Source organism: Stutzerimonas stutzeri (assembly GCF_002890915.1).
In the GTDB taxonomy this organism is placed as follows: domain Bacteria; phylum Pseudomonadota; class Gammaproteobacteria; order Pseudomonadales; family Pseudomonadaceae; genus Stutzerimonas; species Stutzerimonas stutzeri_AF.
The window spans coordinates 710,856-726,906 of record NZ_POUT01000001.1 but is presented as its reverse complement, the minus strand read 5'-3'; the positions used below and the strand labels follow the sequence as shown (position 1 = coordinate 726,906).

Genomic DNA, 16,051 nt, shown 5'->3' with positions numbered 1-16,051 from the left:
CGGGAACGAATCCTAGAAACCGAACGCCGGCCGCAGTTGGCCGGACCAGAAGCCCCAGCCGATCAGCGCGACGGTCAGCGCGCTGAGGCTGACACGGATGAACAGGGCCATGACGACCCGGGAGGTTCGCCCCTCGTCCTTGACCAGGAAGAACAATCCACTGAACAGACTGACCAGCGTGGCCACTAACAACAGAACGATCGCCGCCTTGAGCATGAGCGGGTCCACGACAGGGGTAATGGGGGTGGAGTATAGCCAGCCATATCGACATCCAGCGGTGCCGGCCATGAACGGTTTCAGGCCGGGGCTGCTGCCTACCCTGCTGGTGCTGGCCCTGCTGCCGGGGCTGCTCTGGCTGGGCATCTGGCAGCTGGAACGCAGCGAGCAGAAGCGCGACCTGCTGGAGCGCCAGGAAGCCCGCCAGCAGGCCGCACCGCTGGCGCCGGAACAGATCGGGACGGTCGCCGATCCGGCCTATGCCCGTGTCCATCTGCAGGGCCGCTTCGATGCCGCGCACAGCTTCCTGCTCGACAGCCGCACCCGCGACGGCCAGGTCGGCGTCGAACTACTGCAGCCCTTCCATGACGATCCCAGCGGCCGCTGGGTGATGGTCAACCGCGGCTGGATTCCCTGGCCGGACCGCCGCGTGCCGCCGGCATTCGATACGCCGACGCAACCGTTGAAGCTGGCTGCCTGGGTCTACGTGCCGCCGGGCAAGCCCTTCGTCTTCAGCCATCGCATGGCCGAGGGCTGGCCGCGGCTGATCAACCATGTCGACGTCGAGGCGCTGTGGAAGCTGCTCGGCCGCGACGGGGTGATCCACGAGTTGCGCCTGGAGCCCGGGCCGGGCGCCTATCGCGCCGACTGGCCGGTCACCAGCATGAGCCCGGCGCAGCACCTGGGCTATGCCGTGCAGTGGTTCGCCCTGGCGGCGGCGCTGCTGGCGCTGTTCATCTATTTCGGCGTGCATCAGGCACGAGGGAAGCACAGTGGAAACGATGAATCCGATCCTTGCCGGCCCTGAGCCGAAGCGTGGACACGGGCGGCTGCAGCTGCTGCTGATCGTCGCCGTGGTGCTCGGGCCGATGCTGCTGGCCACGGCGATGTACCGCTTCGGCTTCTGGGTGCCGGAAAGCCGCAGCTACGACGGCGTGCTGATCGCCGACGGCCAGGACCGCAGCGCCATCGGCGTGGGCACGTCGCCTGGCGCGCCGCGCTGGGAACTGCTGGTCACCGCCCCGCAGGGCTGCGACGAAGCCTGCCGGCAACTGGTCTACCTGGCCCGCCAGATCAATATCGGCCTGGCCCGCGAAGCCGCCCGTGCCAGCCACGCGCTGGCCAGCGCCACGCCGCTCGAGCCGGACTACGAACAGCGCCTGCGCCGCGAGTACCCGCAGCTGCAGCGCCATGCGCTGGATGCCGCGGTTTATTCCCGCAACCCCGAGGCGCCGGCCGCGCCGCAGCTGTGGATCGTCGACCCGCACGGCAACCTGGTGCTGCGCTACGACGCCGGCACCGACGGCAAGGCGATTCTCGACGACCTGAAATACCTGCTGAAGATCTCGCAGATCGGCTGACGCATACGGCCGCCTCGCTGCAGTCCCAACGAGGCGCACAAGGAGAACCCGATGGCCAGACCCGGATACCGCCTCGCCCTGATCGCCACCCTGCTGGCTGCGGTGGTGGTGCTGCTCGGCGCCTATACCCGGCTGACCCATGCCGGCCTCGGCTGCCCGGACTGGCCCGGTTGCTACGGTTTCCTCAGCGTGCCGATGAGCGAGCAGCAGCAGGGCCTCGCCGCCCTGCGCTTTCCCGAAGCGCCGCTGGAGGTGCGCAAGGGCTGGAACGAAATGATTCACCGCTACTTCGCCGGCACCCTGGGCCTGGTGATCCTCGCGCTGGCGGTGCAGGCCATGCGCCGTCGCGGGCGGCCTGGGCAACCGCTGAAGCTGCCGCTGGCGCTGCTCGCCGTGGTGATCGCCCAGGCGGCGTTCGGAATGTGGACCGTGACCCTGCAGCTCTGGCCGCAGGTGGTCACCGCGCACCTGCTTGGTGGCTTCACAACTCTAAGTTTGCTGTTCCTGCTGTGCCTGCGGCTGTCCGGCGCATTCGCGCCGCTGCCGGCGGTGTCCGGGCGCTTGCGCGCCTTCGCCGGCTTCGCCCTGCTGCTGGTGATCGGCCAGGTCACCCTTGGCGGCTGGGTCAGCAGCAACTACGCCGCGGTGGCCTGCACCGACTTCCCCACCTGCCACGGCCAATGGTGGCCGCAGATGGATTTCGCCAACGCCTTCGACCTGACCCACCACGACATCGGCCCCAACTACCTCGGCGGCCTGCTCTATGGCGAGGCGCGTACCGCGATCCACGTCAGCCACCGTATCGGTGCGCTGCTGGTGGCGCTGGTGGCACTGCTGCTCGGCGGCATGCTCTGGCGCCAGGGCCTGGGCCGGCTGGCCGCGCTGCTGCTGGCCACGCTGGCGCTGCAGATTGGCCTGGGCATCAGCAACGTGCTGTTCAATCTGCCGCTGGCGGTGGCGGTGGCGCACAACGGCGGCGGTGCCGCGCTGCTGCTGGTGCTGGTGCTGGTCAATTACCGGCTGCGCCAGCCCGCCCAGGCGCCCGCGCATGCCGAAGCCGTATCGATTTCGAACACGACGGGTCGGCTCGATCTGCCCCGCGCATGACCACGAGGAGAAACCCCATGGCGACTCTACTCAGCGAACGCAGCGCCCAGGCCAGCTGGCGCGACTACCTGGAGCTGACCAAACCGAAGGTGGTGCTGCTGATGCTCATCACCTCGCTGGTGGGCATGTTCCTCGCCACCCGCGCCGGCGTGCCGTGGACGGTGCTGCTGTTCGGCAACCTGGGCATCGCCCTGTGCGCCGGCGCCGCCGCGGCGGTGAACCATGTGGTGGACCGGCAGATCGACGCGGTGATGGCGCGCACCCACAAGCGGCCGCTGGCCGAGGGCCGCGTCTCGCCGGCCGCGGCGCTGACCTTCGCCTTCGTCCTCGGCGTCGCCGGGCTGGCCCTGCTGCTGGCCTTCACCAATGCGCTGGCCGCCTGGCTGACGCTGGCCTCGCTGATCGGCTATGCGGTGATCTACACCGGCTTTCTCAAGCGCGCCACACCACAGAACATCGTCATCGGCGGCCTGGCCGGCGCCGCGCCGCCGCTGCTCGGCTGGGTCGCGGTGACCGGCCAGGTCAGCGCCGAGCCGTTGCTGCTGGTGCTGATCATCTTCGCCTGGACGCCGCCGCACTTCTGGGCGCTGGCCATCCACCGCAAGGCCGAATACGCCAAGGTGAACATCCCGATGCTGCCGGTGACCCACGGCGTGCACTACACCAAGGTGCACATCCTGCTCTACACCGCGGTGCTGCTGGCGGTCAGCTTCATGCCCTTCGCCATCCACATGAGCGGCCCGTTGTACCTCGCCGCCGCGGCGCTGCTGGGTGCGCGCTTCCTCTACTGGGCCATCGCGCTGTACCGCGACAGCCGGCCACATGCGGCAATCAAGACCTTCAAATTCAGCATCTGGTACCTGTTCGCGCTGTTCATCGCGCTGCTGGTTGATCATTATCTGTTGCTCAATATCTGAGCCGCCGAACAAGGATTCCCATGACCCGCATCCAGAAAACCGTCTTCATCCTCGTCGCGCTGGTCGCGCTGGTCATCGGGCTGACGGTTTCCAGGGTGCTGAACAGCGAGCGCCAGCTCGATCCCACCCAGCTACTGGACGCCGGCATCGTGCTGCTGCCGCAGAGCCGCCCGCTGCCGGCGCTGAGCCTGACCGACCAGGACGGCGTGCCGGTGCGAATGGACGAACTGGAGGGTCGCTGGACGCTGCTGTTCTTCGGCTACACCTTCTGCCCGGACATCTGCCCGGCCACGCTGGCCGAGCTGCGCCAGCTCAAGGGCCTGCTGCCCGAGGACGTGCGCGGCGAGATCCAGCCGATCCTGGTCAGCGTCGACCCCAACCGCGACACCCCGGAGCAGTTGAAGCAGTACCTGGGCTACTTCAAGGCCGGTTTCCTGGGCCTCACCGGCCCGCTGGACGATATCCAGAGCCTGGCCAACGGCGTCGGCATTCCCTTCATTCCGGGCGATACCAGCAAGAAAAACTATACCGTCGACCACAGCGGCAACCTGGTCATCATCGGCCCGGACGGCCACCAGCACGGCTTCATCCGCGCACCGCTGAGGGTGCAGAAACTCGCCGAGCAACTACCCGCGCTGGTCAGCCGGGCGCAGTAAGCCCGCTCGCCACGGCAAAGGCCGCAGGATAGCTTCAAGCTTAAAAGCATCATTTCGAGGGCGGGCAATTCACAGGGATGTGGTGAATGCCGCAAGCCCGCCGGGAGCGGGCGCGGCCCACAAAAGCAGCGAGCCCACGCCGAACCCTGTGGGAGGCGCGACCTCGCGGCGATGCAGGCCGCAGGCCTGCCAAAAAGCTCAAGAGCATCGCCCCCTCCCACAAAAAGCCGGCGGACCCTGTGGGAGGTGCGACCTCGCGGCGATGCAGGCCTGCCAGAAATGCTTCAACCCGCCTCTGTCGCCATAGCGCGTCGTGCCGCCATCTGCCGCCGCGCGCCAAGCTTGCGCCACCAGATCACCACACCGGTGACCGACAGCACGGCGATCGCCACGCCGAGCACGGCGATCAGGATGCGTCCCGGCAGGCCGAGGATGCGCCCGCCGTGGATCGCCGGCTGCAGCAGATGGAACCGCTGGCCCAGCGTGCCCTGGCCGGGAATCTCCTGGCCGAGCAGACGGCCGTCGGTGCCATGGAAGAACAGCCAGGCATTGCCTTGGTTGCTGTCGTGCTCGCCGAAGCCGGCACCGTAGAAGTTGTATTCGAAGCTGTAGTACAGCTCGGTGATCGCTTCGCTCAGGCCCAGCTCGGCGGCATGCTGCAGGGCGAAATCGTAGGCCTGGTGGAAGTCGTAGGCGGTCGTGCCCAGTTGCTCGGCGGGCAGCCGCCCGCGGGCCTCGTAGACGCTCGGCTCCACCTTCGATACCAGCGACACCAGCGGCTTGAACACCTGCTCGGGCAGGTTCATCGCCACGCTGCTGAGCGCCACCGGTGTGAGCAGCAGCCACAGCCACAAGCCGCCGGCCCGGTGCACGTCGTGGTTCATGCGCTGGCGCTTGATCTTCCAGGCCGTCCACCATTTGCCGAAGAACGGCCGCCCGCGCGGGAAGGTCAGTACCAGCGAGACGAAGCAGTCGATCACCCAGGCGATCGCCACGATGCCCATCAGCCACAGCCCCCAGTTGCCCGGTAGCGCCAGGTTGTAGTGGAACTCGAGGATGAACGGCACCAGGTTCTTGCGCGAGAAGCAGCATTCGCCCCAGTAGCGCGTACCCACCGGCTCGCCGGTCACCGTGTCGAGGTAATGCACCACCGGCCGTTCCTCGTACGGCTTGCCGGTGGCCGGATCGTTGCGCGGCACCAACGCCATCAGCGCGGCATGCCCCGGATCGTCGGGGAACTCCATGTACCAGACCTGCATGCGCGGATTGGCCCGCTCAACGCGCTCCACCAGCGTGCCCGGCGCCAGTACCGGGCCACGGCTGGCGGTGTGGTAGAACTCCGGGTTGAGCCATTCGTCCAGCTCGTGGTGGAAAGCCAGGATGCTGCCGGTGATGCCGGCGAGGAACAGGAACAAGGCGGTGGCCAGGCCGATATAGCGGTGCAGGAGCACGAGAATGGAACGCATCGTCAGTCGTCCGTATTGCAGAAAGCACAAAGCCGCCAACCCGCTGGGGCCGGCGGCCGCTCGGCGATGATCAGAAGTCGTAGGTCACGGTGGCCATGACGTTGCGCGCCTCGCCGTAGTAGCACTGGCTCAGGCTGTTGCACGCGGCGACGTACTTCTCGTCGGTGAGGTTGTTGAGGTTCAACCGTACGCCGACGCCGGCGAGGCCCACGCGCGACAGGTCGTAACCGAGCATGGCGTCGTACAGCGTGTAGGACGGGATATGCAGGGTGTTTTCCGCATCCGCCCAGCTCTTGCCGAAGTAGCGCGCGCCGCCACCGACCTGCAGCCCGGCCAGCGGCCCCCGGTCGAAGGTGTAGTCGGCCCACAGCGAGGCCATGTTGCGCGCGACCGCGTTGGGCCGGTTGCCGCGATTGTTCACCCCGGCCGCGCCGGTGAAGTCCTTGGAATACTCGACATCCATGTAGGTGTAGCTGGCGATGACGTTGACCTGCTCGAGCGGGCGCAGCCGGGCCTCGACTTCCACGCCCTTGGAGGTGAGCTCGCCGACCGCGCGGTAGAAGTTCTCGTTGGAATCCTTGTTCGCCAGGTTGGACTGCTTCAGGTCGAACCAGGAGAGGGTGTAGAGGTCGTCGGTGCCGAGCGGCTGGTACTTCAGGCCCACCTCGTACTGCTCGCCTTCGGTGGCATCCAGCAGGGCGATGTCGTAGACGCCCGGCGACACCTCGTTGTAGGCCGCGGTGGCGTTGGGGTTGAACGACTCGGAGTAGCTGGCGTAGGGCGACAGGCCGTTGTCGAAGGCATAGAGCACACCGACGCGGCCGGTGAACTGCTCGAGCTTGGCGCTATCGGACTGGTCGCCAGTGTACGCATCCTCGGTATGGTCGAAGGACACATCCACCCAATCCTGGCGCATGCCCAGGGAGAAACGCCAGTTGCCGAGGCTGATCAGATCCTGCACGTAGAGGCCGGTCTGCTCCAGCTCGCGGGTCTCGTCGTACTGATGGTAGAACACCGGGCTGCCGGCGCCGACGGCACCGGTGTAGGGGTTGATCGAAGGCAGACCAGAACCCGCGTCGTAGTCGACCTTGGCCTTGCGTCGCTGGTAGTCGAGGCCGGTCACCAGGGTGTGGCTGAGCGCGCCGGTATCGAAGAGGAATTGCAGCTGGTTGTCGACCGTCCAGGCGTGCAACGCCTCGTCGGCACCGGTGAAGTAGCGCACCAGCTCGTCCGCGCTCGCATAGCCATACTGGTAGACCTGGCCGGAGTCCACGGTCGAGTCGAGGTACTGGAAGTTCTGCCGCGCCGAAACCACATCGTTGAAACGGTGTTCGAGCTGGTAGCCGATCATCTGCTGGTCGCGCTCGAACTTCTCGTAGTCCTCGTCGCCCTCGAAGAAGCTGCGCGAGATGCGTCGGCCGTTGTGCGAGGTGACCGTGCCGTCCGCCGGCAGCCCGCCGTGGTAGCCGCTCTCCGGATCGTGCTGCAGCATGGCCTGCAGGGTCAGGCGGGTGTCCGCGCTGAAGTCGATGGAGAGCGACGGCATCAGCGCATAGCGCTGTTCCTCGATGCCATCGACCTGGTTGTCGGCATCCTTGGCGACGCCGACCAGGCGGTAGGCGATGCGCTCGTCGTCCAGCGGGCCGGTGAAGTCGAACGCGGCCTGCTTGTAGTCGTGGCTGCCGTAGGAGAACTGCAACTGGCGGCGGGCCTCCTGCTGCGGCTTCTTGCTGGTCATCGCCACCAGGCCACCGGGCAGGCTGCGGCCGTAGAGCACCGAGGACGGGCCCTTGAGGATGTCGATGCGCTCGATGAAGTACGGATCGACCTGCAGGCTGCTGTAGGTGCCGCTGTCGCCCAGCAGCTTCTGCCCGTCGAGGTAGAGGTTGTCCACCGAGCCATCGGTGATGCCGCGCATGGCGACGTAGTCGTAGCGGGTGGTCGCGCCGTAGGGCGTGCTCATCAGCCCCGGCGTGTAGCGCACCGCCTGGGCGATGGAGCGCGAGCCCTGGTCCTCGATCTGCTGGCGGGTGACCACCGAGACGGTCTGCGAGGTCTCCACCAGCGGCATGCTGGTCTTGGTCGCCACGCTGCTGTGGGTGGCGTTGTAGCCTTGCATCTCGCCCAGCGCGTTGCCCAGGGCGAAGCCCTCGACCACCATCGGCTTGAGTTCGACGGCACTGGCCTGCTCGACGCGCGGGGCCAGCGAGTAGTTGCCCTGGCCGTCGCGTACCGCCTGCAATCCGCTGCCCTGCAGCAGCGCCGCGAAACCGTCCTCGACGCCGTACTGGCCCTGCAGGCCGCGCGACTGGCGCCCCTGCAGCAGGCTGCCGTCGACCGACAACAGCACGCCCGCCTCGCCGGCGAAGCGGCTCAGCGCGCTGGACAGCGGGCCGGCCGGGATGTCGTAGCTGCGCACCGCCTGCTGGCTCGCCGAATTCTCGGCGGCACTCGCCAGCGCAGGCGCCAGAGCCCCCAGCGGCAGGCACAGCAGGGCGGCACGCACCGCGCCGGTCAGGGCGTGCGAGCGGCTGGGAAGGAGCGGCAAACAGGTCGAACGCATGATGAATCCTTTTCCGTGTTGGCGGGACTTATGCGCCTATGCCCGATCAGAATGGAAAAGGGGAACTGCAGATACGAATATTTTTTATTTGCAACTGTTCTTGGGGCTAGGCCGCCGGCTCCAGGCTGACCCACCAGGCCATGCGCCGCTGGATACGCACCGGCAACGTGGCCGCCAGCGCCTCCAGCACCCGCTCGGTGTCGCCCAGTGGAAATGCGCCGACCACCCGCAGGTCGGCGATGCGCGGATCGCAACCGAGATAGCCGTGGCGATAACGCGACAGCTCGGCAAGGAAGTCGCCCAGGCGCTGGTTATCGGCCAGCAGCACGCCGGTCGACCAGGCCTGCCGCTCCGCCCGCACCGGTTGCAGCGCATCGATGCGGCTGAGGCTGAAACCGGCCTGCTGCCCCGCGGCGACGCTGGTGATGCCGAGCCCCGCCAACTGGATATCCACCACGCCAGTATACACGCTGAGCAGGGTCCGGCCGTCATCCTGGCGCAGCGAGAAACGCGCCGCCTGATCGCTGCGCAGCTGCCCTTCACGGCTGCGCAGCAGCAGCGGCGGAGCGCTGCGCCCGCCCGGGGCATCGACCAGCAGCTCGCCACGATAGAGTGACAACCGCCGCGCCTGGCGATCGAAGGCGATATCCACCGCGCTGTCGGTGTTCAGCCACAGCTGCGAACCATCGGCCAGGCGCAGATCGCGGACCTCGCCGACAGCGGTGCGCTGGTCGGCGGTCCACTCGCGCCAGGGTGCCGCCCCGGTCGCCAGCGTGAGCCCGGCACCCCCGCACAGCACGCCCAGCAGCTTCAGCGCCTGGCGCCGGCTCGAGCGCTGCTGGAGCAGGCCGCCGGCGATGCGCCCGACCGGATCGGCTGCCAGCGGCAGCAACTGCCCGCTGATGCGCTCCACCCTCGCCCAGGCCCGGGCATGCTCGGGCTGCCCGACCCATTCCGACCAGGCCTGGCGCTCGGCGGCGCTGACCGTCCCGGATTGCAGCACCGCGAACCAGTGCGCGGCCTCCTGCAACACACGGTAATCGATGCTCATCACTCCTCCGCCACCAGGGTCAGGCAATGCAGCATGGCCTGCGCCATGTACTTCTTCACCATTCGCTCGGAGACCCCCAGTTCCGCGGCGATCGCCGCATAGGTCATGCCCTGCAGTTGCGACATGAGGAAGGCGTTGCGCACCTTCGCCGGCAGGCGCGCCAGCAGCGCGTCGACCTGCAGCAGGGTTTCGACGATCAGCGCCTGCTCCTCCGGCGAGGGCGCCAGCGGCTCGGGCTGCAGCGCCAGCGCATCCAGGTAGGCCTGCTCGATCTGCCGACGGCGCCAGTGATTGATCAGCAGGCCCTTGGCGATGGTATGCAGGTAGGCCCTGGGCTCGCGGATGGCGGCCATGTCCTCGTCCTTGGCCAGCACCCGCACGAAGGTGTCCTGGGCCAGGTCTGCAGCCTTCTGGTTACAGCCGAGCTGGCGCCGCAGCCAGCCATTGAGCCAGCCGTGGTGATCGGCATAGAGCCGATGCAGCAGTTGCTGCCGAACCATACCTTCGGTTGCCATGCGGCCTCCCATGAATGCTGCGGAGGTTAATGCTAACGCTTCTCAACAACATAAATCCACGACCAACTGTCCGCACTGCCGGGCGGCCTTTTGCGCAGCCTCGACTAGGCTTTCAGAACATCCGAATGTGGAGTGCGACCATGCCTCGTCTGCCCCGATTGGCCACCGCGGCCGCCCTGTCGATGTTCTTGCTGCCGGCCCAGGCCCAGCCGATCCTGCCCGGACTCTGGGAGTTCCGTAGCGGCGATATCCAGATGGATGGCCAGCAGATGCCGGGTACCGACGAGATGCTGGCACAGATGCAGAACCTGCCGGCCGAGCAGCGCAGGATGATGGAAGAAATGCTCGCGGCGCAGGGCGTGCAGCTGGGCGGCAAGGGCGTACGCATCTGCCTCAGCGAAGAACAGGTGAAGTCCGGCGACCTGCCGTTTCAGGACGATCCGGCCTGCCGCCAGGAAATCACCGAGCGCAGCGACAGCCGCTGGAAATTTCGCTTCGAGTGCCCCGATGCTCGCGGCCAGGGAGAAACCCGCTTCATCAGCGATCGCGAGTTCGTCAGCACCATCGAGAGCGAATACCGGCAGGGGACCGAAACCGGCACCTCGCGCATGGAGTCCCACGCGCGCTGGGTCGGCGAGGACTGCGGGACGCTCGAACCGGTGCGCTAGCGTCTCGTCTACGCGGCTGATAGGCAAGCCGAATCGCATCGAGCAAACCGATAGTTCCACGTGAAACCCCCATGAACACAGGGGGGCCAGGCCCTACTCGGTTTCCCAGGTGCCCTCGCTGGTCTGCTCGCAGGCCGGTTGGAGAAAGCGGGCATCGCTGGCGATACCGTAGTAGTGGATGTCCTGCCGATAGGGCATGTTGGAAACGCGGGCGTCGCGGCAGATGCCGAAGGCACCTGGCGGACAGTGCTCGACGAACTGCACCTCGACCTGCTGGCCCTCGAGCTGCGGCTGGCAGAAGCCGCTGCGAAACAGCTCGGCGGGAATGCTGCGATTGGCCTGGCAGAGCTGCACCGCCACCCGCCCGTCATCACTGTGGATGACGCAGGCCTCGGCCAGCGCCTCGCCGGTCATGACGCTTCCCGCTAGTAAAGTCAGCAATAACGATAGCCGCACGAATCATTCCTCCCGAATCGCGGCGACTTTAGCACGGGGTGAGCGCAGCCTCTTCCAGCCGCGCCGCAAAATGCGCACCATGGCCGCCATGCTCGAACAGATCCCCACCCACCTCATCGGCGGCCCGCTCGGCGCCGGCAAGACCAGCCTGATCCGCCAGTTGCTGGCACAGAAGCCGGCGGCCGAGCGCTGGGCGGTGCTGGTCAACGAGTTCGGCCAGATCGGCCTGGACGCCGCGCTGCTGAGCAGCGCGGTCGAGGGCGTCAGCCTGGCGGAAGTCGCCGGCGGCTGCCTGTGCTGCGTCAACGGCGTGCCCTTCCAGGTCGGCCTGGGCCGGCTGCTGCGCCAGGCCCGCCCGGATCGCCTGCTGATCGAACCGTCCGGGCTCGGACATCCGGCCGAACTACTGCGCCAGCTTGGCCAGGCGCCCTGGCAGCAGGTCCTGGCGGTTCAGCCGAGCGTGCTGGTGCTGGACGCCCAGGCACTGAGCCAGGGTGCAGCGCTGCCCGACAGCCAGCAGCAGGCCCTGGCGGATGCCGGGCTGCTGCTGATGAACAAGAGCGAGACACTGGACGCGCCGACGCGCGCGCGACTGGCCAGCCAGTTGCCCGAACGGCCACTGTACTGGACCAGCCAGGGCCGGCTGCCGCTGCAGCGCCTGCCGGGCATCCAGGCCCATGCCCACGAAGCATCGCAGCCACCCGCCCTGCCCCAGGGCGCAGTCACGCTGCCGCAGCTCTGGCTCGATCCGCAGCAGCCCATCTGCCAGGTGCAAGGGAATGACGAAGGCTGGAGCATCGGCTGGCGCTGGCACCCGAGCCAGCGCTCCGATCTGCAGCGCATCGCGCACTGGCTGGCGCAATGGCCCTGGCGCCGCGCCAAGCTGGTGCTGCACGGCCGCGAGGGCTGGCGGTCGGCCAATGCGCTGGAGGGTCATACGCTCGAATTCAGACCCAGCGAATGGCGCAGGGATTCGCGGATCGAGCTGATCTTCGCCGAAGCCCAGGCGCAGGTCGCGCTGGAACAGGGTCTGCTCGCTTGCCGCCTGGCGAGCTGACGATGCTCAATCGCGCGTGCGGCGCCAGTCGTCCAGCTGGATCACCCGCCCCGGTTCCGCGGCGGGCTGGAACGGATGGGCGGCCAGCTCGATACGGCCGACCTGCGCGCCGAACATGACGATGCTGCCAGGATGGCGTTGCTCGCCGGTGACGGTGAATTCGAAACCGTAGATGCGCGCCAGCCGGCGCCGCCCCCGGGCATCCGGCAACAGCGCCAGGCGGCGGAAGGCAACGGCGCCGTCGAGCAGCTCGACGTCCATCTTCTGGCAATGCCGGCGCACCGCCAGCAGGGCACGCTCGCGAATGCCGTGGGAATGCCAGAGCCAGGCGCCCGCGGCGGCCAGCAGCATGAACAGGAACAGGTTGCCCAAGGTCAGCATAGGGTTTCGGATCGTTGGCAGAAGGCGCACAGCTTAGCGCTTTTCGTCAGCGCGAGGCGGTTCGGCAGCCGCACTCAGCTTTCCAGCCAGACGTCCCGCACCCAGTGCCAGACCGTTTCCCAGGTTTCCTCGGTCAGTTCGCCGTCGTCGCCGTCCCAGAGGGTAACCTGGCCTTCCAGATCGACCACATAGTAATCGCGACCGTCCTGGCAGAGCGGCACCAGGTCGCGCGGCACCCCGGCATCCCAGGCGTTGGCCGCCACCTCGGGCAGGTAGGTATGCGCTTGCGGATCGGTGGCGGTGACCGGCTCCAGGCGGCCATAGACCACGTCGCTGACCTGCAGCAGGAACTCGCGCAGGCCGAACGGCAGGTTGATCAGCAGCTGTTCCTCGATCTCCACCAGCAGATCGTCGTCCGGCAGTTCCAGCGGCACCGGCACCGGCTCGTTGAGTTCCCGCAGCTGTTCGATGACCTCTTCCATCGCGACTCCCCTCGTACCGCGTCGATCAGCGGGTGTTATACCCGCCCGCGCATTGGCGAGCCAGCGTTTACGCCGTTCACTGGATGAATAGGTCGCGCTACCCCGCTGCCTGCTCACGAGGGCAGATGAAATTCGCTCCTTACCTCTATATGATTCGTATACGTTTCATTTAGACGGAGATTTCCATGGGAATCGTCAATATCGATGACGAGCTGCACGAGCAGATTCGCAAGGCGAGCAGCGTGTCCTGCCGCTCGATCAATGCCCAGGCTGGCTTCTGGATTCGCATCGGCATGTTGTGCGAAATGAACCCAACCCTCAGCTTCAACGAGGTGGTTGCCGCGCAGATGCGCACCGCCGGTGTCGTGGTGCCCGCCAGAGTGGCGGATGCCTCATGACCAAGAAGCCGGAGGAAATCGCCCTGATGGCGGAGTCGGGCAGGTTGCTGGCATCCGTGTTCGGCTATCTGGATCGGTTGGATCTGCTCGGCCTGTCGACCCTGCAGGTCAACGACCTGGTGGATGACTTCATCGTCAATCAGCTCGGCGCGCGCCCCGCGAGCAAGGGGCAGTACGGCTTCGCCTACGCCATGAACACCTCGCGCAACCAAGTGGTGTGCCACGGCGTGCCCAGCGCCTGCGAGATCCTGCAGAGCGGCGATCTGGTGAATTTCGACATCACCCTGGAGAAGAACGGCTATATCGCCGATTCCAGCAAGACCTACCTGATCGGCGAGGTTTCGGCGCAGGCCCGGCAGCTCGTGCAGGTCACTTACGAGGCCATGTGGAAAGGTATCGAAGCCGTGCGGCCTGGTGCCAGGCTCGGCGATATCGGCCATGCCATCGAACGGCACGCCCGCGCCCATGGCTACTCGGTGGTCAGGGAATATTGCGGGCACGGTATCGGCCGGGAAATGCACGAGCCGCCCGAAGTGCTGCACTGGGGCAAACCGAAGACGGGCCTGACGCTGCGTGAAGGCATGGTCTTCACCATCGAACCCATGCTCAACCAGGGCCGCAATGCCGTACGCACCCAGCGCGATGGCTGGACGGTGGTCACCCTCGACGGCAAGCTGTCGGCGCAGTTCGAGCACACCGTGGCGGTGACCCGCGATGGCGCGCGGGTCCTGACGCTCCGCCCCGAGGAACATCGCCCGAGCGGCGTTTCAGGCTCCTTGGGACACGCTCACCCATCCGAAGTGTAATGTCGGCCCGGCACAAGGGCTTGCCGATCGCTGTAGGAGCTAGCTTGCTGGCGATGCTGTTAACCACTGATCGCCAGCAGCAAGCAGCAGCAAGGACTCGGGCGGGAACCGATCCTCACTCGACGGTGACGCTCTTGGCCAGGTTGCGCGGCTGGTCGACGTCGGTGCCGCGCAGCACCGCGACGTAGTAGGACAGCAGCTGCAGCGGCAGGGTGTAGAGGATCGGTGCCAGCGCATCGTGGATATGCGGCATGTTCACCAGGAAGGTACCCTCGCCGTTCTCGATGCCAGCCTCGCGGTCGGCGAAGACGATCAGTTCGCCGCCGCGCGCGCGCACTTCCTGCAGGTTGGACTTGAGCTTCTCCACCAGCTCGTTGTTCGGCGCCACGGTGACCACCGGCATGTCGGCGTCGACCAGCGCCAGCGGGCCGTGCTTGAGTTCGCCGGCCGGATAGGCCTCGGCGTGGATGTAAGAGATTTCCTTGAGCTTGAGCGCGCCCTCCATCGCCACCGGATACTGCGCACCGCGGCCGAGGAACAGGGTGTGGTGCTTCTCGGCGAAATGCTCGGCAATCTTCTCCACCGTGGTATCCATCGCCAGCGCCTCGCCCAGGCGGGTCGGCAGCCGGCGCAATTCCTCGATCAGCTCGGCTTCCCGGGCGGCGTCGAGGCTGCCGTGCACCTGGCCCAGCGCCAGGGTCAGCAACATCAATCCTACCAATTGGGTGGTGAAGGCCTTGGTCGAGGCCACGCCAATCTCCGGGCCGGCCTGGGTCAGCAGCGTGAGGTCGGACTCGCGTACCAGCGAGCTGATGCCGACGTTACAGATCGCCAGGCTGGCCAGGTAGCCCAGCGCCTTGGCGTTGCGCAGCGCGGCCAGGGTGTCGGCGGTCTCGCCGGACTGGGAGATGGTGACGAACAGGGTGTCCGGCTGCACCACCACCTTGCGGTAGCGGAACTCGCTAGCCACCTCGACCTGGCAGGGAATCCCGGCCAGCTCCTCCAGCCAGTAACGCGCGACCATGCCGGCGTGGTAGCTGGTGCCGCAGGCGACGATCTGCACGTTGCGCACCCGGGCGAACAGCTCGGCGGCCTGCGGGCCGAAGGCCTGCACCAGTACCTGGCGCTCGCCGAGACGGCCTTCCAGGGTACGCTGCACGACCTTGGGCTGTTCGTGGATTTCCTTGAGCATGAAGTGGCGGTATTCGCCCTTGTCCGCCGCCTCGGCGCCCTCGTGGTACTGCACGGCCTCGCGCTGTACCGGCTGGCCGTCGACATCCCAGATCTGCACGCTGTCGCGGCGGATCTCGGCGATATCGCCCTCCTCCAGGTACATGAAGCGGTCGGTGACCTGGCGCAGCGCCAGCTGGTCGGAGGCGAGGAAGTTCTCGCCCAGGCCCAGGCCGATCACCAGCGGGCTGCCGCTGCGTGCGGCGAGCAGGCGATCGGGTTGCTTGGCGCTGATCACCGCCAGGCCGTAGGCGCCGTGCAGGTCCTTGACCGTGGCCTTGAGCGCGACGGTCAGGTCACCGAGCTCGTCGAGCTTGTGCTGCAACAGATGCACGATGACTTCGGTATCGGTGTCGGAAACGAAGACGTAGCCGAGCGCCTTGAGCCGTTCGCGCAGCGCCTCGTGGTTCTCGATGATGCCGTTGTGCACCACCGCCAGGTCGTCGCCGGAAAAATGCGGGTGGGCATTGCGCTCGCACGGCGCGCCGTGGGTGGCCCAGCGGGTATGGGCGATGCCCAGGCGGCCGGACAGCTGCGCCTGCGCCTGGGCCTGCTCCAGTTCCGCCACCTTGCCGGAACGGCGCAGGCGCTGCAGCGCGCCGGCGGCATTCAGCACGGCGATGCCGGCGCTGTCGTAGCCCCGGTATTCCAGGCGCTTGAGGCCCTCGAGAAGGATCGCGGTGATGTTGCGTTCGGCGACGGCGCCAACGATGCCACACAT

The 16,051-nt window shown here is 67.0% G+C and carries 18 protein-coding genes; 9 read left to right on the top strand and 9 right to left on the bottom strand.

Annotated elements, in window-relative coordinates; all coding sequences use genetic code 11:
* Positions 1–12 precede the first annotated feature (12 nt).
* A complete protein-coding gene (locus CXK94_RS03475; RefSeq protein ID WP_102893280.1) occupies positions 13–216 on the bottom strand; it encodes a twin transmembrane helix small protein in 204 nt (67 codons plus the stop codon).
* Between the two features lie 70 nt (positions 217–286).
* Between CXK94_RS03475 and CXK94_RS03470 the strand changes: the two genes are divergently transcribed.
* The 5 genes from CXK94_RS03470 to CXK94_RS03450 are packed head-to-tail and all read left to right on the top strand — an operon-like array spanning position 287 to position 4,257.
* Positions 287–1,024, top strand: a complete 738-nt coding sequence (locus CXK94_RS03470) for an SURF1 family protein (RefSeq protein WP_102893341.1) — start codon at positions 287–289, stop codon at positions 1,022–1,024.
* A complete protein-coding gene (locus tag CXK94_RS03465) occupies positions 999–1,577 on the top strand; it encodes a hypothetical protein (RefSeq protein WP_102893279.1) in 579 nt (192 codons plus the stop codon). The genes CXK94_RS03470 and CXK94_RS03465 overlap by 26 nt, the downstream gene beginning before the upstream one ends.
* A 51-nt stretch (positions 1,578–1,628) precedes the next feature.
* Positions 1,629–2,684, top strand: a complete 1,056-nt coding sequence (locus CXK94_RS03460; protein ID WP_102893278.1) for a COX15/CtaA family protein — start codon at positions 1,629–1,631, stop codon at positions 2,682–2,684.
* A 17-nt stretch (positions 2,685–2,701) separates the two neighbouring features.
* On the top strand, positions 2,702–3,601 hold the full coding sequence (gene cyoE / locus CXK94_RS03455) for a heme o synthase (RefSeq protein ID WP_037038187.1): 900 nt from the start codon (positions 2,702–2,704) through the stop codon (positions 3,599–3,601).
* A gap of 20 nt (positions 3,602–3,621) precedes the next feature.
* Positions 3,622–4,257: an SCO family protein gene (locus CXK94_RS03450; protein WP_102893277.1), complete on the top strand. Its 636-nt coding sequence runs from the start codon at positions 3,622–3,624 to the stop codon at positions 4,255–4,257.
* A gap of 284 nt (positions 4,258–4,541) precedes the next feature.
* On the opposite strand, the gene CXK94_RS03445 is transcribed toward CXK94_RS03450, so the two are convergent.
* The 4 genes from CXK94_RS03445 to CXK94_RS03430 all read right to left on the bottom strand — a co-directional run bounded on the left by CXK94_RS03445 (position 4,542) and on the right by CXK94_RS03430 (position 9,852).
* On the bottom strand, positions 4,542–5,723 hold the full coding sequence (locus CXK94_RS03445; protein ID WP_102893276.1) for a PepSY-associated TM helix domain-containing protein: 1,182 nt from the start codon (positions 5,721–5,723) through the stop codon (positions 4,542–4,544).
* 70 nt (positions 5,724–5,793) lie between these two features.
* A complete protein-coding gene (locus tag CXK94_RS03440) occupies positions 5,794–8,286 on the bottom strand; it encodes a TonB-dependent siderophore receptor (RefSeq protein ID WP_102893275.1) in 2,493 nt (830 codons plus the stop codon).
* Between the two features lie 106 nt (positions 8,287–8,392).
* On the bottom strand, positions 8,393–9,337 hold the full coding sequence (locus CXK94_RS03435; RefSeq protein ID WP_037038181.1) for a FecR domain-containing protein: 945 nt from the start codon (positions 9,335–9,337) through the stop codon (positions 8,393–8,395).
* Positions 9,337–9,852 (bottom strand): sigma-70 family RNA polymerase sigma factor, encoded by a 516-nt coding sequence (locus CXK94_RS03430; protein ID WP_037038180.1) that lies wholly within the window; start codon positions 9,850–9,852, stop codon positions 9,337–9,339. The genes CXK94_RS03435 and CXK94_RS03430 overlap by 1 nt, the downstream gene beginning before the upstream one ends.
* 140 nt (positions 9,853–9,992) lie before the next feature.
* Here CXK94_RS03430 and CXK94_RS03425 point away from each other — a divergent pair, with 140 nt between their 5' ends.
* Complete coding sequence (locus tag CXK94_RS03425; protein ID WP_102893274.1) at positions 9,993–10,520, top strand: DUF3617 domain-containing protein; 528 nt, start codon at positions 9,993–9,995, stop codon at positions 10,518–10,520.
* 93 nt (positions 10,521–10,613) lie between these two features.
* Here the strand turns inward: CXK94_RS03425 and CXK94_RS03420 are convergent, their stop codons facing one another.
* The gene (locus CXK94_RS03420) at positions 10,614–10,976 is read right to left on the bottom strand and encodes a hypothetical protein (RefSeq protein ID WP_037038178.1); all 363 of its coding nucleotides are present in this window, start codon (positions 10,974–10,976) and stop codon (positions 10,614–10,616) included.
* A 70-nt stretch (positions 10,977–11,046) separates the two neighbouring features.
* On the opposite strand from CXK94_RS03420, the gene CXK94_RS03415 reads away from it, so the two are divergent.
* The gene (locus CXK94_RS03415; protein ID WP_102893273.1) at positions 11,047–12,033 is read left to right on the top strand and encodes a CobW family GTP-binding protein; all 987 of its coding nucleotides are present in this window, start codon (positions 11,047–11,049) and stop codon (positions 12,031–12,033) included.
* A gap of 6 nt (positions 12,034–12,039) precedes the next feature.
* On the opposite strand, the gene CXK94_RS03410 is transcribed toward CXK94_RS03415, so the two are convergent.
* Both CXK94_RS03410 and CXK94_RS03405 read right to left on the bottom strand, forming a co-directional pair.
* Positions 12,040–12,414 carry a DUF3301 domain-containing protein gene (locus tag CXK94_RS03410; RefSeq protein WP_037038176.1) on the bottom strand — a complete coding sequence of 125 codons (375 nt, stop codon included), beginning with the start codon at positions 12,412–12,414 and terminating at the stop codon, positions 12,040–12,042.
* A gap of 74 nt (positions 12,415–12,488) precedes the next feature.
* Positions 12,489–12,896 (bottom strand): SMI1/KNR4 family protein, encoded by a 408-nt coding sequence (locus CXK94_RS03405; protein ID WP_102893272.1) that lies wholly within the window; start codon positions 12,894–12,896, stop codon positions 12,489–12,491.
* A 185-nt stretch (positions 12,897–13,081) separates the two neighbouring features.
* Between CXK94_RS03405 and CXK94_RS03400 the strand changes: the two genes are divergently transcribed.
* Complete coding sequence (locus CXK94_RS03400) at positions 13,082–13,294, top strand: ParD-like family protein (RefSeq protein WP_102893271.1); 213 nt, start codon at positions 13,082–13,084, stop codon at positions 13,292–13,294.
* Positions 13,291–14,100, top strand: a complete 810-nt coding sequence (gene map, locus CXK94_RS03395) for a type I methionyl aminopeptidase (protein ID WP_102893270.1) — start codon at positions 13,291–13,293, stop codon at positions 14,098–14,100. Before CXK94_RS03400 ends, map begins: the two co-directional genes overlap by 4 nt.
* 115 nt (positions 14,101–14,215) lie before the next feature.
* Here the strand turns inward: map and glmS are convergent, their stop codons facing one another.
* Positions 14,216–16,051, bottom strand: a complete 1,836-nt coding sequence (glmS, locus tag CXK94_RS03390; RefSeq protein WP_037038156.1) for a glutamine--fructose-6-phosphate transaminase (isomerizing) — start codon at positions 16,049–16,051, stop codon at positions 14,216–14,218.